A 21,768-nucleotide genomic window follows, 5' to 3' on the forward strand; every position below is an offset into this window, starting at 1 on the left:
GGATGGGGCGGGACAGCACCACCGAGACCGAGGAGGAGCCCGTGCCATTGGAGGGCGAGTACGAACCGAGCCCGCAGACGTGGGCGCGCGAGCAGGTCGAGCGGTACGAGAGCTCCGGGGGCACCGAGGGGACCACGATGCGGGACCTGCCCGTGGTCATCCTGACGACCCGCGGAGCGAAGAGCGGGAAGATCCGCAAGACGCCCCTGATGCGGGTGGAGCACGGCGGGCAGTACGCGGTGGTCGCCTCGCTGGGCGGCGCTCCGAAGAACCCGGTCTGGTACCACAACGTGGTCGCCGATCCCCGGGTCGAGCTCCAGGACGGCCCCGAGCGCCAGGACATGACGGCGCGTGAGGTGTCCGGCGAGGAGAAGGCGCTGTGGTGGGACCGGGCCGTCGAGGCCTTCCCCGACTACGCGGACTACCAGAAGAAGACCGACCGCGAGATCCCGGTCTTCGTCCTGGAGCCCGCGGCCCGTCCCCACTGATCGCGGCGCGGGGTTCATGCGCACCGGGCGCGGCCCGGTGCGCATGAACGGCGTCATCGCGGACAGGCGTGCGGTGCGGGTGCCGGACCGCGTTTCCCCCGTCGCGGTCCGGCACCCCGCGGCCCGTCAGGGCGCCGGCGTGCGCAACTCGACGTCGTCGGGCCCGAGCGGCCGGCCGTCGGCGTCGTGCATCCCCAGCGGGGCCACCGGGCGACCGGTCGCCCGGTCCACGAGGGTGGTCCGCTCCTCCGCAGGCTCGAAGAGGTTGGCCTCGCCCCACTGGCGCAGGGCGAGCAGCACGAGCCGCAGACCCTTGCCCTCCTCGGTGAGTTCGTACTCCCGGTACGGGCTCCCGTCCGAGGCGGGCACCGTGCGCAGCACCCCGTGCTCCACCAGCTTGGTGAGGCGGCTGCTCAGGATGTTCTTGGCGCAGCCCAGGCTGCGGTGGAAGTCGTTGAACCGGCGCACCCCGTTGAGCGCGTCCCTGACGATCAGCAGCGACCACCAGTCGCCGACGACGCCCAGGGTCCGCGCGACCGGACACGGTCCGTCACTGAAGTCCTTCTTCTGCATCGCCCTCTCCCGGTTTCGACTTTAAACCGAGAGGTCGGGCGGGGCAAACACCGCACCGGGGGCACCGCTACTCGGGCCGTGCCGGGACGTAGAAGCCGGTCGTGGCGGTGACCGCGGCGGCCACGGTGTCCTCGGGCGCACCCGAGGCGGCGTACGCAGTGCCCCAGGCCCGGCTGCTGCGGGTCATGAAGTCCCGGGCCTCGTCGGAGAACTGCCATTCCTCCGCTTTCTCCGGCCCGATGCCGCCGCCGGCCAGGTACAGCGCGAGCCCCAGCAGCCCCAGGTCCCAGCCGACGCCGACCGCACCCGGCCCGAACTGGTCCCACATGCCCGGCGGCACCACGGCCGTGTGCTCCAGTTCCAGGACCGTACGCTCCGAGTCCTTCGCGATCAGCCGCACCTCCACCTCGCTGAACCCGGGCGCCCCGCCCATGACCCAGCTGACCCGGAGCAGCTCCGGCGGCTCGCAGCGCAGGATCTCCCCGCCGGCGTTGCCCTGTAGCTGGTACCGGCCGCCGAGCCGCAGATCGCCGGTGACCGGCAGGAACCAGCGCCCGATGCGCTCCGCGGTGGTGCAGGCGTCCCACACGTCCTCGACCGGGGCCTCGTACGTACGGCGCAGCAGCACCGTGCGCGCCTCCTCGCCGGAGACCTCCCGGCTGCCGGTCGCGCGGTGGATGGCGTTGATCTCGTCGACGATGTTCATGCGGTGTCTTCCCGTTCCTTCCCGGGGTCCCGGGCCTGTCCCGTTCCCGGTCGCTGTTGTTCCTGTGCCAGGCGGCGTTCCCGGCGCCCCCGGGCGAGCTCGGTGCCGAGTGCGTCCAGCCGCTGCTCCCAGAAGCCGCGGAAGCGCTCCAGCCATGCGTCGACCTCGCGCAGCGGCGCGGCCTGGACGGCGTAGAGCCTCCGGGTCCCCTCGGCGCGCACGGTGGCGAAGCCGTTCTCCCGCAGGACCCTCAGGTGCTGGGACACGGCGGGCTGAGAGATGCCGAACTCCCCGCTGATGACCTCGGTGATCGCACCGGACGGCTGTTCCCCGGAGGCGAGGAGCTCCAGGATGCGGCGCCGCACCGGATCCCCGAGTACGTCGAATGCGTGCACGTCCGTCACTATGACAGCAGCTGCTTATATAAGCAAGGGCTTAGATTGATTGCCGCTATGGACGCTTGTGAGGGGAATCTCCGTTTCCTCCCTCTGGGCCCCTGAGCGGCCACGACGCACCCTGACGCGCGACTCACCCCACAGGAGGAGGGACATGCCGGGCATAGGGGTGGCTTCAGGGACGTTCCCTGACGCGGGCAGCAGTGCCCACGGCGTAGGACTGGAAGGGTCCGCCCACCACGGGCCGCGTTTCCGAAGGAGTGATGACCATGCGCCGCATCCGCGTCCAGCGACCGAAGAAGCCGGCGCCGTCGCGCCCTCCGATCGACCTGCGGACACCGTTCGGAAAGCCCCTCCCGTACTGACACCCACCCCCGACGCACACCGTGCACGTCCAGAAGGGTCGCCCGAGATGAGCGACACGTCCCACCGGCCGGGGAACACCGTCCCGGCCTTCCGCCCGGTCTTCGCCTACGTGGTGAGGCGGCTGCGCTACCTCGCCGAGGGCTTCCGCCGCGTGGCCCTGGCCGGGTGACGGCGCCGGCGGACACCGCCGCGCCCCTGGTGCCCGGGGGCGCGGTGGGCCGCTGCAGGGTCCCCCGGACGGCCCACGCGGAGCGCTGTTGCGCGTCGGCGCCGACCGGGTGACCCTTGACGTGATTCGGGTGCACCGGGACGCGAGGTGGCCATGGTCGAGCCAGCGGTGACGATCCGGCAGGACGGCGACGGTTACGTGGTCACCTGTCCGGGAACCGACGCGGTCGGGCGCGGGCCGACGGAGACCCAGGCGTGGACCGACTTCTGGGCCGCCCTGCACGCCGACTGGAAACCCCCGGAGGAACTCAGGGCGGGTCCCGGCGAGGACCACGTCAGGGGCCTGCGGGTCCTGCGGCTCTTCCGCTGACGCCCGTCAGGGTGCCCGGCCGGACCACACCGGCTCGACGCGTGCCCACTCCCGCTCCCACGCCCTCAGCCGCCCGCGCAGCACGAGGGCGCCCACGGCATGGTGCACGCCCCAGGCCACGGCCGACCACAGCAGGAAGCACGTGACGCCCAGCACCAGGCCCGCGCCCCGTGCTCCTGCCGTACTGCGGGGTTCCGGCGCCGGCGAGCCCCGGTCGTCCACCCAGATCCGTACCGGCTCGCCCGCCTCGACGGGCCGCCCCACCGGGACCCGTCCGGTGTGCGGACGGCCGTGCGGGTACTCCCAGCCGGCGCTCACCGGCGGTAACGACCGCATGCCGTGCTCATGGAAGACCGGCCCCGTCGAGGTCAGCGCGGTGCCCTCCACGAGGTGCCGGTGGCACCGTTCGGCCAGGGCCTGCGCGCGCTCCGCCCGGTGCACGGCGAACCCCGCGCAGGCCGAGACGAGTACGGCGAGCACCATCAGCGCGGAGGCGGCCAGCCGCGGAAGGGTGTGCGCGCACGGGCGGCACCGGGACGGCAGCACGGCAGGACAGGCGCAGAGCAACATGGGACCCCCCTCGGACGAGGCGCGCGGCCCGGCCTCGACCGGACTGCCGACATGCTGCACCCACGGGGCCACCGCCCGCCGGGAATTCGTCCCCTGGCCGCCGACTAGTCGGCGACCGCGGGCGACGCCGCCCGCGGACCGGGGACCCGGTGCGGCGTACGGCCCGCCGCGGGTGCCGGCCGGGACAGGACCACCACGCCCCGCCCCGCCGCCACCGCTCCCGCCAGGGCCACCGCCAGGCCCACCGAGCCGCCCCGGAAACCCTCACCGAGCAGCAGGACACCGACGCACCCCGCGACCAGGGGGTTCGCCAGCGTGACCGCGGCCAGCGCGACGCCCAGCCCACCCCGGTACGCCTCCTGCGACCACAACATCCCCGCGATCGCCAGGACACCGGTGCAGCCGGCCGCCACCAGGAGCATCGGGTCGGCGACGGCCGCTCCGAGTCCGCTTGCGGCCAGGTGCACCGCCAGGCCCTGGGTCAGGCACGAGGCGATCCCGAACGCCGCGCCCGCCGCCGTCGCGAAGCGCAGCGCGCGCACCACGGAGCCGTCGGCCCCCCACGGCACCCGGGTCAGCGCCAGCGCCGCCGCCGCCGTGATCGCGGCCAGCAGGACCAACTCGGCACCACCCAGTGCCCGTTCCGTACCGGGCGGCGCCGTGGACAGCAGAAGGGCCACCAGTCCCAGGACGGTCAGTCCGGCCCCGCCCCACTCGCGGGGCCGCACGCGGCGCCGGCCGAGGGCCGCGTGCAGCGGCAGCGCCAGTACGAGGGTCAGCGCGCCCAGTGCCTGGACCACGGTCAGCGACCCGTACCGCAGGGCGACCGCGTGCAGTCCCGCCCCGGCCGCCTGGAGCACCAGCGCCAGCGTCCACAGGCCGCCCGTCGGCTTCCGCCCGGCGGCGGCCGTACGCTCCTGGGCGACCGCCGCCGTGGCGTAGCAGACCGCCGACAGCAGGGCCGCCGCCAGGGACAGCACGCCGGGGTTCATGCGAGCGCCCTCCGAACGGGCATGGGGCTCCTCCTGGTGTGCGGGGGTGGTGGCGCGGGCCTCCAGCACATCGTGTGCGCCGCCCCCGGGGCATCAGGGTCCACCCCGAGCCGCCCCCGAACCTTGTCGGCGACGTCAGGCGCAGACCGTGCCGGCGGGCGGCAACTGGCCCCGGGTCAGGTAGCCGTCGACGGCGTCGTCGACGCAGCCGACCGACCTGAGGTAGGCGGTGTGCCCGTCGCCGTCGTAGGTGAGGAGCCGGCCCGAGGAGAGCAGGCGGGCCAGGGTCCGTGCTTCGGAGTAGGGGGTCGCCGGGTCGCGGGTGGTGCCGACGACCAGGATCGGCGCGGCGCCGGACGCGGTGAGGGCACCGGCCGGCTGGTCCGCGGGGACCGGCCAGTGGGCGCAGGTCGACAGCTGGTCCGCGAAGTACGTGCCGAAGCGGGGCGAGGCGCGGACGAACGCGGGGAACGCCGCGCGTGCCTGCGCGGGCGTGGCCCGTGGTCCCAGGGTGCCGCTGAGGCAGCTGATCGCGACGTACGCGTCACCGCTGAAACCGGAGTCGTCGAAGGCCCCGCCGAGTTCCTGCACGGTGGTGGTGCCCCCGGAGCGCACCTCGCCGAGCGCGGCGCGCAGCTTCTCCCACGCGGGCGCCATGAGCGCCGTGGTGACCGCGCTGATGAGGGCGTCGCCGTCGACCACGACGTCCTTGCCCTGCCGCAACGGGCGCCGGTCGAGGGTCTCGACCAGAGCGTCCAGGGTGCGGCCTGCCCCGTCGGCGGAGTGACCGACGGGGCAGGCCGGGCGGGCGGCGCAGTCGGCGGCGAAGGAGTCCCAGGCGATCTGGTAGCCCCGGGCCTGGCCCAGGAGGCTGTGGACGCCGTCGAGCGTGGGGTCGACGGCGCCGTCCAGCACCATGCGGCCCACGTGGGACGGGAAGAGGCCGGCGTAGCTCGCACCGAGGTAGGAGCCGTAGGAGAAGCCGAGGTAGTGCAGCCGCTCGTCGTCGAGCAGGGCGCGCAGGAGTTCCATGTCCCGGGCCGAGTCGAGCGTGCCGACGTGCGGCAGCAGACGCCCCGCGCCGCGCTCGCACGCGGCGGCGGTGTCGCGTGCCGCTTCGTCGGCCGCGGCGAAGTCCGGCGTGTCGGCGCCGGGCAGGCCCCGCACCCCCGCAGGGGTGCCGGCCGTGCCGGTACCGCAGTGCACCGGGGTGCTGTCGCCGACCCCGCGCGGGTCGACCGCGACCAGGTCGTAGGCGGCCCGTACGGCCGGTGAGAAGGCCCCGGCGTAGGACCAGAGCGAGGTGATCGCGGGTTCGCCGGGGCCGCCGGGGTTGAACAGCAGCGACCCGATGCGCTGGGCGGCGGTCCCGGTGGACTGCTTGCGGGTGGCGGACAGACGGATGTCGCCCGCCGACGGACGGGTGTAGTCCAGCGGGGCCCGCAGGGTGGCGCACTCGAACGACGGCTCGTCCGCGCAGGGTTTCCAGTCGAGCTTCTGCCGGTAGTAGCCGGCCAGTGCGGGAGGAACGGTTGCGGCGGCGGTGCCCGGCGGCCCCGCGGGGCCTTGGCCCGCGCTCCGCCCCGGCGGACCGGCCGTGCAGGCGGTCAGCAGGAGTGCGCAGGTCCAGAGCGCGACGAGCGCCACGTGGTGGAGCCCGCGCCGGGGTCCGGGGGATATGGGGCCGGTGGTCCGGGCTGCCTTCATCGCCACGTCTCTCCTTCACCTTCCGGTGCGTGATCAGTGCACCACGCAGCGTGTCCGGCGGGAGCGTTCGCGTACGCCGGTGGAGTGAACCGCGGCGGGTGGGCCCGGGCCGTGACGGGGGCGGGAACGTACGGCGGCCGGCGGCGGACAGCAGGCCGCCCCGGGCCCATGTGCGGGCCCGGGGCGGAGTGCCGTGCTGGCGTGCGTGCGCGGGGGGTGTCGGGGCGGTCAGGCCTCGCCGCCCTGCGGGCGACGCCGGCGCAGGAGGAACACGCCGCCCGCCGCCGCGGCGGCGAGGAGGGAGGCGCCGGTGAGGCTCTCGGCGGTGTTCATGCCGGTCGAACCGCCGAAGCCGGTGTCGGGCGCACCGCCGTTGTTGTCGTTGTCGTTGTCGTTGTCATTGCCGTAGTCGTTGTCGTTGTCACGGTCGTTGTCACGGTCGTGGCCGTGGTGACGCTTCTTGTAGCACTTGCGGTCGTTGTCGCGGCCCCGGTCACCGTAGCCACCCCGGTCCCCGTAACCGCCGCGCCCGTTGTCGTCGCCGCCGCGGTCGTCACCGCGGTCGTCACCCCGGCCGCCGTGGCCGCCCCGGCCGTGCCCGCCCCACGAGCACTTGTCGCGGTCGTGGCCACGGCCGTAGTTGCCGTAGTCGTCCTCGTAGTCGTCCCCGTACTCATCGTCGTCGTCGTAATTGGTGTTGTTGTTGTTGTGGTTCGTGTTCGTGTTCGTGTTCGTGTTGGTGCCGTTGTTGTCCGTGGTGGTTCCGCCGTCGCGGTCACCCTCCGTGCTGGTCGTGGCCGGAACGGTGAGGGTGCCGACGCTGCCCTGGTCGGACTTCGGGCCGATCATGCAGCTGACGGTGATGGTGTACGTGTTGGCCGGCGCGTCCTCGGGGATCGTGAACGTGCCGGTCAGGGGGCCGCCCGGGGTCGCCGCGCTGAGGGACAGGGCGTTGCGCAGCAGGCCGGACGGGAAGGCGTTGGCGTTCACCATCGCGCCGGGCGCCTGGCAAACCTCCGAGTTGGCGGTGACGGTGACGGAGCGTCCGTTCTGGGCGACGTTGACGTCGACCACGGCGAAGGCCTGCGAGTTCGGAAGGATGACGGCCGCAGCGGTCATCGTCGCCATCGCCAGGATGCGAGCACCACGCATGGAGCTGAACCTCCTTGTGGACGGGGCAGGCGGGATGTGGCCCCCGGCACGACTGCCAGCGCGTCCTCGAGACCTATATGGCGATCATCCGCAGCCGCTCCGCACCCCGAGACCGGCGGAGGGGTAGGGCCGAATGGGGTGGGGCCGTGCCGCCGCCCGGGACGTTTCTGCAGGTCAGGGGTGGTGTGGTGGCCCGAATAAGAAAAATGTGAAGAGATGTCCAACTGGGTGACGGAGTATCAGCTAATCTTGCGTCAGCAGGGTGGCGGAGCTTCGGGTCGTCCGAGGCCGCTCAGGCTGACGGACCATCAATGTGCTTTGCCGTGCCCTGGCATGGCTGCGGGGCGAGCTCCGCTCAGGCCCGGACGGCCCGTCAGACTCCGTGTGCGGTAACGGGATTGGGCCGTCCGTGATCAGAACCGGATGCGGGCCGCGACGGGCAGGTGGTCACTTCCGGTCGCGGGCAGGGTCCGTACCTCCGAGACCGTCGCGGACCGCGCCAGGACCTGGTCGATCCGGGCCAGCGGGAACCGCCCCGGCCAGCTGAACGCCAGCCCCGATTCCGGGGCGTCCAGCCGCGAGGTGAGCGGGGCGAGCCCGCGGTCCTCGACCGTGCCGTTGAGGTCCCCGAGCAGGACCACCCGGTCCAGCCGCTCGGCCGCGATCTCGGCGCCGAGGAGGGCCGCGCTCTCGTCCCGCCTGCCGGAACCGAACCCGGACCGGCCGAGGCGGAGCGAGGGCAGGTGGGCCACGTACACCGCGACGTCCCCCTGCGGCATCCGGGCGGTCGCCCGCAGGCCCCGGTCCCAGTCCTCGCCGAGGTCCGCGGGCCGGATGTCGATCCTGCGCCCGTCCACCAGCGGATACCGGGACCACAGCCCGACCGTGCCGAAGCGCACGTGATGGGGGTACGCCGCGTCCAGGACGGCGCCGAAGTCCGGCAGCAGGGACGGTGTCAGCTCCTGGAGTGCGATCAAGTCCGGTTCCGCCGCGATCAGTTGCTCGGCGGTACCCGCCGGATCCGCGTTCTCGTCACTGACGTTGTGCTGCACCGCGACGAGGTCGTACCCGGCCCCGCCGCGCGGACCCAGCGGATCACCGAAGACCGCGAGCCAGGCCACCAGCGGTACCAGGAGCGCGCACAGGGCGACTCCGGAGCGCCGCAACAGGGCCGCGCACAGCAGCAACGGGACGCCCAGCCCCAGCCAGGGCAGGAACGTCTCCAGCAGGCTCCCCCACCGGCCGGGGCCGTCCGGCACCGAGGCGTGGCACACGAGGAGCAGCGCCAGCAGGAGTGGAAGCGCCACCAGGAGCGCGTCCCACCGCCGCGGGCCGCGCCATCCGCGGCCGTTCCCTGCCGCGTCCATCCGCCCGTGATCCGCCCGCTCGTGAACCGTCCGCCTCAGTGATCGCACGCAGCAACGACGCCGGCCCGCGTGATCCGGTTCCCGTGGCATCCGGTGAAGGGGCCGGCACACCCCCGCTACGCCGTCTCCCTCTCGTCCTCCACGCCCCGGAACTCCGCCGGCCCCAGCGTGAGCACGCCGTCGCTCAGCGGCGTGCACCGCACCCCGCCCTTGCCGCGCAGCGCGCGCTGGGCCCCCGGACCGATGACGACGTCCATCCAGGCGCAGGGCCGGGCGGGGCGCCGCACCGCGAACAGGACGGGCCCCGCCCCGGTGTCCAGGGACACGGTCGTGCCCACGTACGCGTCGATGTCGACGCCGCGGAGCAGCACGTTGCGGCGGGTGTGCCGCAGGTCGGTCTCCGGAGCGATGTCCAGCGGCAGGCTCTCCGCCGCCATGAGGGTGACGGCGGCGTTCCGATGGGCCGGCCGCGCGTAGTAGCGGTCCCCCACGAGCCCGAGTCCGCTCCGCACCTCGGCGCTCCGCACGAGCTCCCCGTCCGGCGCCGGCGTCGGCCCCTCCGACGGCCGCCCCGTGTACCGGTGCGCGGGCGACACCAGCAATTGCACGACCTCGACCTGCTGAGACATGCGGCCAGCCTAATTCGCCGACCGCCGTGCCCGGCGCGGGCGCCTCAGGGCTTTCCGAGACGACGCCGGTCCCACTCCGCCCGGGACATCGCGATGGGGCGGGGGAGCGGCGCGCCGTCGACGTACAGGTCCACGTGCTCGTTGTAGAACGCGACCATCCCCGCGACGGGGGCGCACGCCACCGTGGGGAAGTCGTACGCCCAGGCGATGTCCTTGTGGGTGGCGACGTCACCGTCGAACGACCAGTAGCCGCTCGTCGTGCCCTTGTACGGGCAGCGCGTGACCGTGTCGGAGGGACGCAGCCGGGTCCAGTCGACGTGCACGCGCTCGACGTAGTAGCGGGTCGGCAGGCCGGTCTCGAACAGGGTCACCGCGTGCGGCGCGTCGGCGAGGACGGTGCCGTCGACCTCCACCCGCACGCTGCTGGAGGAGCGCAGGGCGTCCACGCGGGTGTAGGGGCTGCGCGGGTGGACGAAGACCTGCTCGTCCTCCTCGTACCAGGCGTCGAGGGCCTCCCAGCGGAAGCGCGCGGTCCCCAGCAGCCGGTCCGGGGAGCCCTCGTCCCAGACCCAGGCCGCGCCCTCGCGGACCTCGGAACCGACGTGCAGCGAGTGGCGGCGTGCCGGGCCGGGGCCCAGCCGTCCGGCCCGGCCGTCGTCGGTGAGCACCCCCTCGGTCAGGTCCTTGACCGGGATGCTGTACTGCGGATAGCCGGGCCACTCCCACACGTACACGGCACGCCGGGTGTCGAGGACGGTACGGCCCCCGACCAGCGCCCGGATGCGCCGTGGTACGGGTTCGACGTGGCCGACCGGGACGATCAGGCCCGGATGGTTCACGCTCTCGTCCGCCATCGGTGATCACCTCGGTCCGTTCACGGATTCCGTACGCCCAGCTTCTCCGGCGTCCGCGTGATCGGCCACCCCGGCGGTGCCCGGGGCACGCCGCCGTCTCAGCCGAACACCACCGACCACGGCCGCGGCGGCCCGTCCGGCGCCGCCGCCGGGCCTGCGCCGCGCTCGTCGGCCACCGCACCGTGCCGCGCCAGCACGCGCGCGGCGAGGGCCGCGAAGCGCGGGGCCGCGGGGTGGGCGGAGGGGCCCGCGGGCCAGGCACCGCCGATCCGGCGGGCGAGGGGGCGTCCGGACAGCGGCCGCCAGGCCACGCGTGGCTCCCTGCGGGCGGCCGCGCCCTGGTCGAAGGCGATGCCGCCACCCGCCGCGACGAGGGCGAGCAGGAACTCGGGGCTCGAGGCGTGCCGGACGCCACCGGGGACGAAGCCCGCCGCGCGGCAGCCCGCCAGCAGCCGGTCGTACCAGCCGGGAGCCTCGTCGCGCGGGAACACCACGAGGTCCTGGCCGGACAGATCGGCAAGGGACACCTGCGGACCGCGGGCCACCGGTGAGGCACGGGGGAGTACGACTCCCAGGTCGAAGGCGACCTCCTGACCGAGCCGCAGTCCGGCCGCCTCCACCGGGCGGTGGACGAGGCCGACGTCGAGGCCGCCCGCACCGAGGAGCCTGCACTGCTCCGCGGTGGTCGCCTCCCGCAGATCGACCGCCAGACCCGGGGCGTGCTCCGTGCACGCGGCGAGCAGCGCGGAGACCACCGCCGCCGTGGTGCCGGTGGGCACGGCCGCCCGCAGGGTGCCCAGGCCCCCGTCGGCGGCACGCCGCGCCAGGGCCCGCAGGCGGTCCTCACGGGCCAGGAGTTCCCTCGCCTCCTCCAGCAGCACCGTCCCCGCCGAGGTCAGCGCGGTACGGCGCCGCGACCGGTCGAACAGCTCCGCGCCGAGTTCCCGCTCCAGCGCGCGCACCGCCTGGCTGACCGGCGGCTGTGCCGTGCCCAGCCGCTCGGCGGCGCGGCCGAAGTGCAGTTCCTCCGCGACGGCGACGAAGATACGCAGGTGGCGCAAGAGATCCACGATCAAGAACCCTACGCGAGGAGGCTGTTGATGGTCGAGGAGGACATCCGGGAGGTGTTCGCGGCGGCGGGCGCCGAAGTGCTGCTGCACGCCGTACCGGTCGGTGCGGGAGCCGGCGGCACGGCCGAGGTCGCCGTCGGCGCGGACGAGCCCGTCGTCCTCGCGTCGGTCGTGAAGATCCTCCTGGTGCTGGAGTTCGCCCGCCAGGTGGCCGCCGGCCAGCTCGACCCGCGTGAGCGCGTGCGGGTCACCGCGGCCGACCGGCTCGGCGGCTGGGGCACGGCGGGATGCGCCGACGACGTCGAGCTCTCGCTCCGCGATCTCGCCCACTTCGCGATGTCGGTCAGCGACAACACCGCGGCGGACCTGCTGCTGGCCCGGATCGGACTGGACACCGTACGGCTCCTCACCGAGGAGCTCGGGCTCACCGGCATCCGGCTCGTGGGCGGCCCCCGGGACGTGCTGGAGTCGATGCTCGCCGACGTCGGGGCCGGCACCGAGGCGGAGTTCGCGGCCCGTTGGCCCGCCCTGCCGGAGGACCGGAAGCGACGGCTGGCGGTCCTGGACCCCACGCGGACCAACGCCGGCACGCCCCGGGAGGTCACCCGGCTGCTCGGGCTCATCTGGCGGGACGAGGCTGGCCCGCCGCAGGCCTGCGCCTGGGTCCGGGAGCTGATGGGCCGGCAGGTCTTCCGGCACCGGATGGTCTCCGGCTTCCCCGGCGAGGTGACGGTGGCCGCCAAGACCGGCACGCTGCCCGGCCTGCACCTGGAGGCGGGGGTCGTCGGCCACCCGGACGGCGGGCGCTACGCGGTCGCCGTCTTCGCCCGCACCCACGAACTGACCGCGGTGCGCCCCGCGGTGGACTCCGCGATCGGCGCCGCCGCCCGGATCGCGGTGGACTTCCTGCGGGCCGACCGCCGTTGACCTGCACTCATAACGGATCGCGTATCAGGCGTGCGGAATTCCGGTCTTGGACGCGGGCGACTCGGCCTTGATCTCCTGAGGCCATGAGCGACGACAGGGACGTACGAGACGTGAAGAGGTTCGGACGGCGCACGATGCTGCGGGGCGCCGCGCTGTCAGCGGCCACCCCGCTGCTGCCGGGCACGGTGCCCACGGCGGCAGCGGCAGCAGCGGCGGCACCCGCGGCCCGGCGCGGGGCCCCGGACGCCGGCGCGGTGACCTTCCGCTGGCTGGGCACCGCGGGCTGGCGCATCGACGTCTCCGGCCGGACCGTGCTCTTCGACCCTTACGTCACACGGTTCCCCACCGGGCTCTTCACCGGTGCCTTCGACCCCGCCACCCGGCTGCGGACCGACGAGACCGCGGTCCGGGAGCGCGTCGGCCACCCCGAACTCGTCCTCGTCAGCCACTCGCACTGGGACCACCTCGCCGACGTGCCGTACATCGCCGCCTCCACCGGCGCCCGGGTCGTCGGCACGGAGACCACGTACCACCTGCTGGTCGCGCTCGGCGTCGACCCGGCGCGGATCTCGGTGGTGAAGGGCGGGGAAGTGCTGGACTTCGACGGCATCGTGGTGGAGGTCGTCGCGAGCCTGCACAGCCGCAACAAGGGGTACTCCTACTTCGCCCCCGGCAGGCACGTCGCACCGCCCCGGGCCCGCCCGGAGACCATCGCCGACCTTCCCGAGGGCGACACCCTCGCCTTCCAGGTCACGGCAGGTGTCGAGGGGCCCTCGGCGTTCCTGATGGGCGCCAGTGACTTCAGCGAGCGCGCGGCCCGGGGACTGCGCCCGGACCTGGCCATGGTCGCCGTACCGACCAGCGCCTCGACGCACCAGTACGTCCCCCGGTTGCTGCGGGCGCTCGGCGACCCCGGCGTCGTCGTGCCCGTGCACTGGGACGACTTCGAGCGGCCGCTTGACCTGGAGCCGAGGCCCGACCCGTCGGCGGACGTCGGGGCCTTCACCGCGCAGGTCCGCCGTGAGTCGCCCGCGACGCGCGTCGTCGTCCCCGACTACCGCACCCTCTACGGCGCGGACATGCGGCCGGTCCCCTGACGGCCGGTTCCCGGCCGCCGTGCGGGGCCGGTCAGGCCCCCACGGTGCCGTCGACACCCTCGCGGAGGAAGTCCGCGTGCCCGTTGTGACGGCCGTACTCCAGGAGCACATGCACCATGACCATCCGCAGGGAGACGTCCTCGCCCCAGCGCGGCTGGTGCCCGGTCAGGTCCAGGGACCCGGCCGCCTCCTCGATCCGGCGGGAGTTCTCCACCTCGGCCTCCCAGGCCGTGAAGGCCTCGGCGCGGGTGGACGCGCTCGCGTCGTAGGCCGCCTGGAAGTCGATCCTGTCGGACCAGACCATGGGCGCGTCGTTGTCCTCGAACACCCGGCGGAACCAGGCGCGTTCCACCTCCGCCATGTGCCGGACGAGCCCGAGCAGCGAGAGCGTGGACGGAGGCATCGACTGCTGCCGCAGCTCCTCGTCCGTGAGCCCCCGGCACTTCATGGCCAGCGTGGCCCGGTGGTAGTCGAGGAACGCCCGGAGCGTCTCGCGCTCCCCGCCGAGCAGTGGCGGGCCCACGCGGTCGTCGTCGGTCATTGGATGCTCACTTCCTGAGTCGCGGTACAATTGAAGAGTTCTTCAATTGGCGAATCTTTACAGAAGGTACGGGTGGTCCGGGTGCAGGTTCCGCTCTACCAGGCCAAGGCGGAGTTCTTCCGCATGCTCGGGCACCCCGTGCGCATCCGCGTCCTGGAACTCCTGCAGGACGGGCCCAAGCCGGTGCGGGACCTCCTCAACGCCATGGAGATCGAGCCCTCCAGCCTCTCCCAGCAGCTCGCCGTACTGCGCCGCTCCGGCATCGTGACCGCCACGCGCACCGGCTCCACCGTGGTGTACGAGCTGGCGGGCGGCGACGTGGCGGAACTGCTCCGGGCTGCCCGCAGGATCCTCACGGAGCTGCTGACCGGGCAGCAGGACCTGCTGGCCGAGCTGAAGCAGACCGAGGAAGGCTCCGCGGTCCGTACGCCCGGCCCGCCCGGCCCGCCCGGGAAGACCGGTGACGCCGCGTGAGCGCCGGGACCGGCCCCGGTAGGGACACGGGCGGCGAGAAGTACAAGCAGCGGGCGGTGCTCCTGCGCGTCCTCGTCTACGTCTTCGTCACCCACTTCATCGCCGGTTTCATCACCCTGCTGTTCTACCTGGGCAAGCACGCTCCCAAGTGAGGGGCCCACGGGTTCACTCCGTGCGCAGCGGCAGGGTGACCCATATGCCCTTGCCGCCGGTGCCGGGATCGGGGAGCACCGTGGCCGTGCCCCCGCATTCGGCGGTGACCTCGGCGACCATGGCCAGTCCGCCGCCGGTCGCGGCGGCCCGGAGCAGGTCCGGCCGGTGGGGATGCAGGTCGTACACGGCGAGGGCGAGCACCCCGCCGCCCGTCGCGTAGACGACGTCCAGGCTGGGGGAGACCCCGGCGGCGTGCCGGACGCTGTTCGCGACCAGTTCGCCGAGGATCAGCAGGGCCCGGCCCAGCACGGTGTCGCCCGGGCCGACGCCCCAGGAGGTGTAGACGTACTCGCCCGTCCTGCGGGCCACGGTCACGGACAGGGGCGCCGTCGGGAGGGTCAGCACATGGCGGCGGTGCAGCATGGCGCGAGCGGTCACCGGGTGCCGGGCCGGCCGTCGTCACCGGTACGGGCACCGGCGCCCGCGGGGCCGCCGAGCCGGTGCCCCTGGAGCGTGAGGGGGCCGTTCATGCGGTACGCGGGGCTCAACCGGCGGCCTCCCCGCGCAGCACACCGGCCCGGTGCAACCGGGCGCGGGCCGCGCGGACGGCCTCCGGGGCAGTGGCGTGCACCAGGTCCGCGTCCCGCAGCGCGTCCAGCACGCCCAGCGCGTCCAGCGCGTGCCGCTGTCCTGGCCGGAGGCCGGACGCCAGCACCGTGATGCCTCGGCGGTTCAGCCGGTCGATGACGTCCTTGAGGACCAGGGCGCCGGTGGCGTCGATGTGGGTGACACGGGAGAGCCGCAGGATGACCACCGACACGTCGGCGACCTCGGTGAGTTCGAGCAGGGAACGGTGGGCGGCGGCGAAGAACAGGGGCCCCTCGATGCGGAAGGCCACGATGTGCTCGGCGAGCAGGGCGTGTTCCCCGGCGCCGTGCCCCTCCGGCGGGCCCTCGTGCAGCGGCACCCGATCCAGCCGGACCTGCCGCGCCACCGCGCGCAGCGCCAGGGCCCCCGCCACCACCAGCCCGATGACGACCGCGTACGTCAGGTCCAGGGCCAGCGTCGCGGCCGCGGTCAGCAACAGGACCGCGCCGTCGGCGCGGGTGGCCCGGGCCATCGCCCGCAGCGATCCGACCTCGACCATCCGGATCGCGGTGGCGAGCAGCACGCCTGCGAGCGCCGCGAGCGGGATGCTCCCCACCAGCGGAGCGGCGACGAAGACGATCAGCGCCAGGACGGCGGCGTGGGTCAGCGCGGCCAGCCGCGAGCCCGCTCCGGTACGGACGTTGACGGCCGTGCGGGCGATCGCCGCCGTGGCCGGCACCCCGCCGAACAGCGGGACGACCAGGTTCGCGAGGCCCTGGCCGAACAATTCCCGGTCCGGGTCGTGGCGCTGTCCGCGCGTCATCCCGTCCGCGACGGTCGCCGACAGCAGCGACTCCAGGGCGGCCAGGGCCGCGACCGCCAGGGCGGGCGCCAGCAGAGAGGGGAGCGCGGCCGGGTCGAGGAACCCCAGGGAGGGCGCGGGCAGTCCGGACGGCAGGTGGCCGATGCGCGCCACCGGAAGGTCCGCGGCCTCGGCGGCGATCGTGACCACGACGACGGCCGGCAACGAGAACGGCACGCGCGGGCGCCACCGGGCACCCGCCAAGATGCCGCCGGCCACCGCCACCGAGAGCGCGAGGGCCGCCCAGTGGGGGTGGGCCAGGAACTCGCGTACGGCCCGCAGGGCCACGGCCGCGGCCCTCTCGCCGTCCGGCGTGGGCACCCCGAGGGCCGCGGGCACCTGCTGCAGCCCGATCACACACGCGATCCCGAGGGTGAAGCCCTCCACCACGGGCGCCGGCACGTAGCGCATGTACCGGCCGGCGCGCAGCAGGGCCAGCCCGATGAGCAGCGCACCGGCCATCAGACCCACGGTCAGGACCCCGCCCGGCCCGTACCGGGCGACGATGGGGACCAGCACCACGGTCATCGCCCCGGTCGGGCCGGAGACCTGCACGTTCGATCCGCCGAACAGCGCGGCCACCGCCCCCGCCACCACGGCCGTGGCCAGTCCGGCCTCCGCACCGAGCCCTGAGGAGACGCCGAACGCCAGCGCGAGCGGCAGGGCCACCACCGCCACGGTCAATCCGGCGAGCAGGTCGCGACGGGGCTGCCGCCGCATCGCCGTCAGATCGCCCCGCGTGGGCAGCAACGCGCGTACGGGGTCCCACATCCGCCCTGCCAGCCCAGTCACCGTGCGAAGACACCGGCCCCGTCGTCCCTCGCCCCGGCCGGTTGCCGGGGACGGCCCGCAGCCGTGCCCCGTGTTTCCCGTGACGGCACAGCGGGATCATCATGTAGCGAATTGAAGATTTTTGCAATTTGTGGATCCGGTAGGTCGCGGGACCCTCCGATGGCGGTGGCGGTCGGACGGGGGCGTAAATGGACCGTTAGGTCAAGAATCCGTATCATCGACGCCATGGCGCGTCCCAGGAGCTTCGACGAGCGGCAGGTGCTCCGGGCTGCCCGAGAGGTGTTCTGGGCCCGTGGCTACGCCGCGACGTCCCTGGAGGCCCTGACGAGTGCCACGGGGCTGGGAAAGGGCAGTCTGTACGGGGCGTTCGGCGACAAACGGCAGCTCTTCCTGCGGGTCCTGGACGACTACCGCGCCGAGCAGCTCGACGGGGTCCGGGAAGCGCTGGGCGGACCCGGCAGGGCGCTCGCACGGCTGACCCGTCTGCTCGAGGGCGCGGCGGCGGGCTACGGGGCCGACCTGCAACGGCGCGGTTGCTTCCTGGTCAACAGCACCTCCGAACTGCACGGCCGGGATCCGGACGTGGTCGAACGTTCCCGCACGACCTACCAGGAGGTCGAGGGCCTCCTCGCCGCGTGCGTGAAGGAGGCGCAGCGCGAGGGAGACCTGGATCCGGGGGCCGATCCGCAGGAGCTCGGCCGGCTGCTGCTGGCCGTCCTGCAGGGGATGGAGTTCCTCGCCAAGACCCGCATGGACGCGTCGGGGCTGCTGCAGATCGGCCGGGCGGCGCTGGCCCGCCTCCCGCGTCCCTGACCGGCGCGGTATCATAACGGTCGTTACAGATCGCGGGGCAGGAGGCCACCATGGCGGGAGGACGGCCGCGCGCCTTCGACGTCGACGAGGTGCTGGACCGGGCGCTCGAGGTGTTCTGGCGCCAAGGCTACGAAGGCACCGGGATCTCCGACCTGACCCGGGCCATGGGCATCAACCCGCCGAGCCTGTACGGCGCCTTCGGCAACAAGGAGGAGCTGTTCAAGCGGGTCCTCGACCACTACGCCGACGGCCCTGCCCGCTACATCCGCGAGGCGTTCGCCGAGCCCGACGCGCGCCGCGTCGTCGAGCGGCTGCTGCACGGCGCCGCGGACGCCACGACCCGGCCCGACTGTCCTCCGGGCTGCCTCACCGTGCAGGGAGGCCTCGCATCGTCGCCCGGGTCGGAGACCGTGCGCGCCGAACTCACCGCGCGCCGGGCGTCCGGCGAGGCGGCGCTCCGGCTGCGCCTGGAGAAGGCGCGGGCGGACGGGGAACTTCCCGCCGACGCCGATCCGGCCGATCTCGCCCGCTACTTCATCACGGTGTACCAGGGCGTCGCCGTGCAGGCCGCGGGCGGCGCGACCCGTGAGGAACTGCACCGGGTCGTCGATCTCGCGTTGGGCGCCTGGCCCGCGGAGCCGGCGGCCGGCTGACATTGCCGAAGGGGAGGTCCGCGGGCGTGAGCGCCGACAGCGGGCCGACCAACCCCGTGGTCATCCGGCGCTGTCTCGGCGACCTGCGCGGGGCCGGACCCGTCGAGTCCCGACGCGGCGCGGGGGCGGGCGGGAGCCTCGTGCGCGAACTCGCCTCCACCGCCATCGCCGACGTGCTCCGCCACACGCACTGGTTCAGCGGGCGAGGGCGGCGAGTTCCCGCCACTGCGGCAGCGGGACGGCGGAGTCCGCGGTGACGACGTGGAGGCAGACGTGATCGGCGCCGGCCTGGTGATGGGCGCGGACGCGGGCGCCGATGGCCTCGGTGTCGCCCCAGGCCACGACGGCGTCGATGAGCCGGTCGCTGCCGCCTCCGGCCAGGTCGTCCTCGGTGAAGCCCTGGCGGAGCAGGCTGCGGGCGTAGTGGTCCATGGCGAGGAACGCCCCGAGGAAGTCCCGGGCGGCGGCGCGGGCCCTGGCAGGGTCGCGCTCCGGCACGACCGCCTGATAGGGCGCCAGGAGGGGGCCGGGTCCGAGCAGTTCCCTGGCCGCCGCAGAGTGCTCGGGGGTGACCATGAACGGGTGCACACCCGCGGTGCGTCGTCCCGCGAGCCGGACCATCTTCGGCCCCAGCGCGGCCATGACGCGCTCCCCGGCCGGTACGGGGGCCGGGGCTCCGTCGAGCTCGTCCAGGTAGGCGTCCATGTCCGACAGGGGCCGGTAGGGGCGCCCCGCGCCGCGTGCGGCTGCCGCGTCGCTGACGCCGAGGCCGAGGAGGAGCCGGCGGTCGTACCGCTGCTGCAGCCGCGCGTGTCCCGCCGCCATCTCCGCCGCCCGGTGGCGCCAGATGCTGAGCACTCCGACCGCGACGCGCGCGGTGCGGGTGGCGCGGAGCAGCCGTTCGGAGTCGCCGAGGATGTCGCCGCCGCCGAGTCCCGGGATCCACAGGGCACCCCAGCCCATCGCGTCGAGTTCGGCTGCGGCGTCCTCGATCGCTCCCGGATCGGCCGTGCGCAGCTCGATGCTCCAGATCCCTGTCCGTCCCATGTCCATCGCGTGTGTCCCGTCTGTGCTGGTGGTACCGGTACGTACGGCTGTCACCGAGGCCTCCCCGCCGTGGACGGGGAGGCCTCGGCGGCGGTCAGACCTGGTTGGTGCCGCCGTCGACGAAGAGTTCGATGCCGGTGATGAAGCTGCTCTCGTCGGAGGCGAGGAAGACGGCCGCGGCGGCGACCTCCTCGGGCCGGCCCATCCGGCCGAGCGGGATCTGGCTTTCGAGGTAGCCCTTGAGCTGTGCCCTCTGCTCGGCGTCGGCTGCGAGGCCGTCGATGCCGGGTGTGTCGATCGTGCCGGGGCTGATGGAGTTGACCCGGATCGAGCGGCCCCTGAGCTCGTTGGCCCAGGTCCGGGCGAAGGAGCGCACCGCCGCCTTGGACGCCCCGTAGACGCCGAACGCCTCGTTGCCGACCGAGCCCGCGGTGGAGCCGGTCAGGATGACCGAGGCACCTTCGTTGAGCAGCGGCAGCGCCTTCTGCACGGTGAAGAGCAGGCCCTTGACGTTGGTCGCGAAGATCTCGTCGAAGTGCTGCTCGGTGACCTGCTCCAGGGTGGAGAAGCTGCCGCCGCCCGCATTGGCGAGGAGCACGTCGATGCGCCGCCCCTGCTGGGCGACGGCGGCGTAGAGCCGGTCGAGACCGGCCAGGTCGGAGACGTCGCTGTGGACACCGGTGGCGCGGGGTCCGATCTCCGCCACGGCGGCGTCGAGCGCGTCCTTGCGGCGGCCGGTGACGAACACGTGCGCGCCCTCGGCGGCGAACCGCCGAGCGGTGGCCAGGCCGATGCCGCTGGTGCCGCCCGTGACGATGGCGGTCCTGCCGTCAAGCTGTCCCATGGTGTTGCTCCGAATCGCAGTGAGTGATCGCCAAAGCCCCTGTCGTAACAAGATATGTTACGTATTGGCGCAGGGGATTCCCTCCGGTATTCGCCGTGCCCCGTTCGGGGTGCCGCGAGGAGGGGTGGCGGGCTGGTGAGTTATGTAGTGGTCGATATGAAACTAGGCCGACCTGCGGGGGGTGTCAAGCGCCCCTTCTGGCGATATGGACCGCACGGTACGGAATCATTGATGTGTACCACACGGTCCATAACCGGCGGGGCAGGGGAGGAGCGGGCTCACACCTGCTGCTGGCCGCCGTCGACGAAGAGCTCCACCCCGGTGACGAAGGTGCTCTCGTCGGAGGCCAGGAAGGCGACCACGTCGGCGACCTCCTCGGGCCGTCCCATGCGGCCGAGCGGCACCGTGCCGACCAGGGTGTCCAGCAGGCGGCGGTTCTGCTCGGGGTCGGGGGCCAGGCTGTTGACCCCCGGGGTCTCGACCGGTCCCGGGCTCAGGGTGTTCACCCGGATGGCGCGGCCCTTGAGCTCGTTGGCCCAGGTCCTGGCGAAGGAGCGCACGGCGGCCTTGGAGGCGCTGTAGACGGTGAACCCCTCCGGGCCGCCGCTGCCCGCCGTCGATCCGGTGAGGATGACCGAGGCGCCGTCGTTGAGGAGCGGCAGCGCCTTCTGGACGGTGAAGAGCACGCCCTTCACGTTCGCCCCGAAGGTGGCGTCGAAGTCCTGCTCCGTCACGTCCTCCAGGCGGGCCAGCCTGCCGCCGCCCGCGTTGGCGAAGAGGACGTCGATGCGCCGTCCCGCGGCCTCGACCTGGGCGAACAGCCGGTCCAGGTCGGCGGGGACGGCGACGTCACCGCGCACACCGGTGGCCCTTTCCGAGCCGATCGCGGCGACCGCGCCGCGCAGTTCCGGCTCCCGGCGGCCGGTGAGGAAGACGTACGCGCCCTCCGCGGCAAGGCGCTCGGCGGCGGCCAGCCCGATGCCGCTGGTCCCACCGGTGACCACCGCGGTCTTCCCGTCGAAACGCCCCATCGCCGGCCTCCAGCGTCGCCCGTGATCAGTATCCGGCGGCCCGGCCGCCGCCGCACGGCGGGTGCGGGCGCCCGGGTGCCTGCGGCCCGGGTGAGTCCGCGGGGCGTACGCGACGAGCGTGTCAGGGCCGTACGAAGCGGCCGTTCCTCCGGAACCGGGACCACACCGGGCACTTCGGCGCCCTCTGCCCGCCCTCCGGCTTCGCATCTGTGCAACTGCGCGTACTCCCCCCGGTTTTCGTCTTGTCACCCGGGTGTGATCACCACGAGGGTGCAGGGCGAGCCGCGGGCGCGAAGGTGCGCCGTGCATCCGATGTCCCACTACCGAGCCCGGGTCACTCCGGGCTGCCGGAGGCATTCGTCCATGTCAACACGCATACGGCCCAGACCGGTTCACCGATCCGGCCGCACCGGCCTGTCCGTCCTGCTCGCCGCCGCCGTCGCCCTGGGCGTCACCGGCCTGACCGGCCCCGCCCACGCCGCCGACCCCACCACCGGCACCGGCACCGGGGCGGTGCCCGCGCCGCAGCCGGCCACCGA

The 21,768-nt window shown here is 73.7% G+C and carries 27 protein-coding genes; 10 read left to right on the forward strand and 17 right to left on the reverse strand.

Going from position 1 to position 21,768, the window contains the following annotated elements:
• The first annotated feature begins 41 nt into the window (after window positions 1-41).
• The gene (locus PV350_RS30515) at window positions 42-488 is read left to right on the forward strand and encodes a nitroreductase family deazaflavin-dependent oxidoreductase (protein WP_499509478.1); all 447 of its coding nucleotides are present in this window, start codon (window positions 42-44) and stop codon (window positions 486-488) included.
• 126 nt (window positions 489-614) lie between these two features.
• Here PV350_RS30515 and PV350_RS30520 read toward each other — a convergent pair whose 3' ends face one another.
• The 3 genes from PV350_RS30520 to PV350_RS30530 form a co-directional block, all read right to left on the reverse strand.
• Window positions 615-1,061, reverse strand: coding sequence for a winged helix-turn-helix transcriptional regulator (locus PV350_RS30520; RefSeq protein WP_499509477.1), 447 nt, complete (start codon window positions 1,059-1,061; stop codon window positions 615-617).
• Between the two features lie 67 nt (window positions 1,062-1,128).
• A complete protein-coding gene (locus PV350_RS30525; protein ID WP_500337123.1) occupies window positions 1,129-1,767 on the reverse strand; it encodes an SRPBCC family protein in 639 nt (212 codons plus the stop codon).
• Window positions 1,764-2,171: an ArsR/SmtB family transcription factor gene (locus tag PV350_RS30530; protein WP_500337124.1), complete on the reverse strand. Its 408-nt coding sequence runs from the start codon at window positions 2,169-2,171 to the stop codon at window positions 1,764-1,766. Before PV350_RS30530 ends, PV350_RS30525 begins: the two co-directional genes overlap by 4 nt.
• Before the next feature lie 403 nt (window positions 2,172-2,574).
• Between PV350_RS30530 and PV350_RS30535 the strand changes: the two genes are divergently transcribed.
• Window positions 2,575-2,697: a hypothetical protein gene (locus tag PV350_RS30535; protein WP_499509474.1), complete on the forward strand. Its 123-nt coding sequence runs from the start codon at window positions 2,575-2,577 to the stop codon at window positions 2,695-2,697.
• Between the two features lie 153 nt (window positions 2,698-2,850).
• On the forward strand, window positions 2,851-3,066 hold the full coding sequence (locus PV350_RS30540; protein ID WP_499509473.1) for a hypothetical protein: 216 nt from the start codon (window positions 2,851-2,853) through the stop codon (window positions 3,064-3,066).
• Between the two features lie 6 nt (window positions 3,067-3,072).
• Here the strand turns inward: PV350_RS30540 and PV350_RS30545 are convergent, their stop codons facing one another.
• From PV350_RS30545 to PV350_RS30580, 8 genes are all read right to left on the reverse strand, one after another.
• The gene (locus PV350_RS30545) at window positions 3,073-3,636 is read right to left on the reverse strand and encodes an Rv1733c family protein (RefSeq protein ID WP_500337125.1); all 564 of its coding nucleotides are present in this window, start codon (window positions 3,634-3,636) and stop codon (window positions 3,073-3,075) included.
• Between the two features lie 104 nt (window positions 3,637-3,740).
• Entirely contained in the window at window positions 3,741-4,628 is an 888-nt protein-coding gene (locus PV350_RS30550) for a DMT family transporter (protein ID WP_500337126.1), read from the reverse strand.
• Between the two features lie 135 nt (window positions 4,629-4,763).
• Window positions 4,764-6,335, reverse strand: coding sequence for an alpha/beta hydrolase (locus PV350_RS30555; protein WP_500337127.1), 1,572 nt, complete (start codon window positions 6,333-6,335; stop codon window positions 4,764-4,766).
• Window positions 6,336-6,563: 228 nt separating this feature from the next.
• Entirely contained in the window at window positions 6,564-7,487 is a 924-nt protein-coding gene (locus tag PV350_RS30560; RefSeq protein ID WP_500337128.1) for a hypothetical protein, read from the reverse strand.
• 413 nt (window positions 7,488-7,900) lie between these two features.
• Entirely contained in the window at window positions 7,901-8,854 is a 954-nt protein-coding gene (locus tag PV350_RS30565) for an endonuclease/exonuclease/phosphatase family protein (protein ID WP_500337129.1), read from the reverse strand.
• Window positions 8,855-8,970: 116 nt separating this feature from the next.
• The gene (locus PV350_RS30570; RefSeq protein ID WP_500337130.1) at window positions 8,971-9,483 is read right to left on the reverse strand and encodes a molybdenum cofactor biosysynthesis protein; all 513 of its coding nucleotides are present in this window, start codon (window positions 9,481-9,483) and stop codon (window positions 8,971-8,973) included.
• Between the two features lie 44 nt (window positions 9,484-9,527).
• Entirely contained in the window at window positions 9,528-10,337 is an 810-nt protein-coding gene (locus tag PV350_RS30575) for a DUF427 domain-containing protein (RefSeq protein WP_499509466.1), read from the reverse strand.
• A gap of 98 nt (window positions 10,338-10,435) precedes the next feature.
• Complete coding sequence (locus tag PV350_RS30580) at window positions 10,436-11,407, reverse strand: LysR substrate-binding domain-containing protein (protein WP_499509465.1); 972 nt, start codon at window positions 11,405-11,407, stop codon at window positions 10,436-10,438.
• 30 nt (window positions 11,408-11,437) lie between these two features.
• Here PV350_RS30580 and PV350_RS30585 point away from each other — a divergent pair, with 30 nt between their 5' ends.
• Both PV350_RS30585 and PV350_RS30590 read left to right on the forward strand, forming a co-directional pair.
• Window positions 11,438-12,334 (forward strand): serine hydrolase, encoded by an 897-nt coding sequence (locus PV350_RS30585; protein WP_499509464.1) that lies wholly within the window; start codon window positions 11,438-11,440, stop codon window positions 12,332-12,334.
• 83 nt (window positions 12,335-12,417) lie between these two features.
• A complete protein-coding gene (locus tag PV350_RS30590) occupies window positions 12,418-13,431 on the forward strand; it encodes an MBL fold metallo-hydrolase (protein WP_500337131.1) in 1,014 nt (337 codons plus the stop codon).
• Between the two features lie 31 nt (window positions 13,432-13,462).
• Here PV350_RS30590 and PV350_RS30595 read toward each other — a convergent pair whose 3' ends face one another.
• The gene (locus PV350_RS30595) at window positions 13,463-13,972 is read right to left on the reverse strand and encodes a DinB family protein (RefSeq protein WP_499509462.1); all 510 of its coding nucleotides are present in this window, start codon (window positions 13,970-13,972) and stop codon (window positions 13,463-13,465) included.
• Window positions 13,973-14,053: 81 nt separating this feature from the next.
• Between PV350_RS30595 and PV350_RS30600 the strand changes: the two genes are divergently transcribed.
• Together PV350_RS30600 and PV350_RS30605 are read left to right on the forward strand one after the other, a co-directional pair.
• Complete coding sequence (locus tag PV350_RS30600; protein WP_500337135.1) at window positions 14,054-14,446, forward strand: ArsR/SmtB family transcription factor; 393 nt, start codon at window positions 14,054-14,056, stop codon at window positions 14,444-14,446.
• Complete coding sequence (locus PV350_RS30605) at window positions 14,443-14,598, forward strand: DUF6126 family protein (RefSeq protein WP_500337132.1); 156 nt, start codon at window positions 14,443-14,445, stop codon at window positions 14,596-14,598. Before PV350_RS30600 ends, PV350_RS30605 begins: the two co-directional genes overlap by 4 nt.
• 13 nt (window positions 14,599-14,611) lie before the next feature.
• Here PV350_RS30605 and PV350_RS30610 read toward each other — a convergent pair whose 3' ends face one another.
• A complete protein-coding gene (locus PV350_RS30610) occupies window positions 14,612-15,022 on the reverse strand; it encodes an ATP-binding protein (protein ID WP_499509459.1) in 411 nt (136 codons plus the stop codon).
• Between the two features lie 121 nt (window positions 15,023-15,143).
• A complete protein-coding gene (locus tag PV350_RS30615; protein WP_500337136.1) occupies window positions 15,144-16,820 on the reverse strand; it encodes a SulP family inorganic anion transporter in 1,677 nt (558 codons plus the stop codon).
• Between the two features lie 246 nt (window positions 16,821-17,066).
• On the opposite strand from PV350_RS30615, the gene PV350_RS30620 reads away from it, so the two are divergent.
• The 3 genes from PV350_RS30620 to PV350_RS30630 are packed head-to-tail and all read left to right on the forward strand — an operon-like array spanning window position 17,067 to window position 18,564.
• A complete protein-coding gene (locus PV350_RS30620) occupies window positions 17,067-17,654 on the forward strand; it encodes a TetR/AcrR family transcriptional regulator (protein ID WP_499509458.1) in 588 nt (195 codons plus the stop codon).
• A gap of 50 nt (window positions 17,655-17,704) precedes the next feature.
• A complete protein-coding gene (locus PV350_RS30625) occupies window positions 17,705-18,307 on the forward strand; it encodes a TetR/AcrR family transcriptional regulator (RefSeq protein WP_499509457.1) in 603 nt (200 codons plus the stop codon).
• Window positions 18,308-18,333: 26 nt separating this feature from the next.
• The gene (locus PV350_RS30630; protein WP_500337133.1) at window positions 18,334-18,564 is read left to right on the forward strand and encodes an Rrf2 family transcriptional regulator; all 231 of its coding nucleotides are present in this window, start codon (window positions 18,334-18,336) and stop codon (window positions 18,562-18,564) included.
• Here PV350_RS30630 and PV350_RS30635 read toward each other — a convergent pair.
• The 3 genes from PV350_RS30635 to PV350_RS30645 all read right to left on the reverse strand — a co-directional run bounded on the left by PV350_RS30635 (window position 18,503) and on the right by PV350_RS30645 (window position 21,229).
• The gene (locus PV350_RS30635) at window positions 18,503-19,360 is read right to left on the reverse strand and encodes a TIGR03620 family F420-dependent LLM class oxidoreductase (RefSeq protein ID WP_499509456.1); all 858 of its coding nucleotides are present in this window, start codon (window positions 19,358-19,360) and stop codon (window positions 18,503-18,505) included. The genes PV350_RS30630 and PV350_RS30635 overlap by 62 nt on opposite strands.
• An 88-nt stretch (window positions 19,361-19,448) precedes the next feature.
• Window positions 19,449-20,198 carry an SDR family NAD(P)-dependent oxidoreductase gene (locus PV350_RS30640; RefSeq protein WP_500337134.1) on the reverse strand — a complete coding sequence of 250 codons (750 nt, stop codon included), beginning with the start codon at window positions 20,196-20,198 and terminating at the stop codon, window positions 19,449-19,451.
• 278 nt (window positions 20,199-20,476) lie between these two features.
• On the reverse strand, window positions 20,477-21,229 hold the full coding sequence (locus PV350_RS30645; RefSeq protein WP_499509454.1) for an SDR family NAD(P)-dependent oxidoreductase: 753 nt from the start codon (window positions 21,227-21,229) through the stop codon (window positions 20,477-20,479).
• Window positions 21,230-21,768: the final 539 nt, after the last annotated feature.

Origin of the sequence: Streptomyces sp. PA03-6a (genome assembly GCF_033792765.1) — a bacterium.
Taxonomy (GTDB): domain Bacteria; phylum Actinomycetota; class Actinomycetes; order Streptomycetales; family Streptomycetaceae; genus Actinacidiphila.

What these genes read in the sequence shown, in the direction of transcription:
- PV350_RS30535 (WP_499509474.1), top strand. Translation starts at nt 2,575, where the DNA reads ATGAGCGACACGTCCCACCGGCCGGGGAACACCGTCCCGGCCTTCCGC.
- PV350_RS30570 (WP_500337130.1), bottom strand. Translation starts at nt 9,483, where the DNA reads ATGTCTCAGCAGGTCGAGGTCGTGCAATTGCTGGTGTCGCCCGCGCAC.
- PV350_RS30575 (WP_499509466.1), bottom strand. Translation starts at nt 10,337, where the DNA reads ATGGCGGACGAGAGCGTGAACCATCCGGGCCTGATCGTCCCGGTCGGC.
- PV350_RS30555 (WP_500337127.1), bottom strand. Translation starts at nt 6,335, where the DNA reads ATGAAGGCAGCCCGGACCACCGGCCCCATATCCCCCGGACCCCGGCGC.
- PV350_RS30620 (WP_499509458.1), top strand. Translation starts at nt 17,067, where the DNA reads ATGGCGCGTCCCAGGAGCTTCGACGAGCGGCAGGTGCTCCGGGCTGCC.
- PV350_RS30560 (WP_500337128.1), bottom strand. Translation starts at nt 7,487, where the DNA reads ATGCGTGGTGCTCGCATCCTGGCGATGGCGACGATGACCGCTGCGGCC.
- PV350_RS30565 (WP_500337129.1), bottom strand. Translation starts at nt 8,854, where the DNA reads ATGGACGCGGCAGGGAACGGCCGCGGATGGCGCGGCCCGCGGCGGTGG.
- PV350_RS30590 (WP_500337131.1), top strand. Translation starts at nt 12,418, where the DNA reads ATGAGCGACGACAGGGACGTACGAGACGTGAAGAGGTTCGGACGGCGC.
- PV350_RS30640 (WP_500337134.1), bottom strand. Translation starts at nt 20,198, where the DNA reads ATGGGACAGCTTGACGGCAGGACCGCCATCGTCACGGGCGGCACCAGC.
- PV350_RS30525 (WP_500337123.1), bottom strand. Translation starts at nt 1,767, where the DNA reads ATGAACATCGTCGACGAGATCAACGCCATCCACCGCGCGACCGGCAGC.
- PV350_RS30615 (WP_500337136.1), bottom strand. Translation starts at nt 16,820, where the DNA reads ATGTGGGACCCCGTACGCGCGTTGCTGCCCACGCGGGGCGATCTGACG.
- PV350_RS30585 (WP_499509464.1), top strand. Translation starts at nt 11,438, where the DNA reads ATGGTCGAGGAGGACATCCGGGAGGTGTTCGCGGCGGCGGGCGCCGAA.
- PV350_RS30595 (WP_499509462.1), bottom strand. Translation starts at nt 13,972, where the DNA reads ATGACCGACGACGACCGCGTGGGCCCGCCACTGCTCGGCGGGGAGCGC.
- PV350_RS30540 (WP_499509473.1), top strand. Translation starts at nt 2,851, where the DNA reads ATGGTCGAGCCAGCGGTGACGATCCGGCAGGACGGCGACGGTTACGTG.
- PV350_RS30520 (WP_499509477.1), bottom strand. Translation starts at nt 1,061, where the DNA reads ATGCAGAAGAAGGACTTCAGTGACGGACCGTGTCCGGTCGCGCGGACC.
- PV350_RS30625 (WP_499509457.1), top strand. Translation starts at nt 17,705, where the DNA reads ATGGCGGGAGGACGGCCGCGCGCCTTCGACGTCGACGAGGTGCTGGAC.
- PV350_RS30610 (WP_499509459.1), bottom strand. Translation starts at nt 15,022, where the DNA reads ATGCTGCACCGCCGCCATGTGCTGACCCTCCCGACGGCGCCCCTGTCC.
- PV350_RS30550 (WP_500337126.1), bottom strand. Translation starts at nt 4,628, where the DNA reads ATGAACCCCGGCGTGCTGTCCCTGGCGGCGGCCCTGCTGTCGGCGGTC.
- PV350_RS30635 (WP_499509456.1), bottom strand. Translation starts at nt 19,360, where the DNA reads ATGGACATGGGACGGACAGGGATCTGGAGCATCGAGCTGCGCACGGCC.
- PV350_RS30545 (WP_500337125.1), bottom strand. Translation starts at nt 3,636, where the DNA reads ATGTTGCTCTGCGCCTGTCCTGCCGTGCTGCCGTCCCGGTGCCGCCCG.
- PV350_RS30645 (WP_499509454.1), bottom strand. Translation starts at nt 21,229, where the DNA reads ATGGGGCGTTTCGACGGGAAGACCGCGGTGGTCACCGGTGGGACCAGC.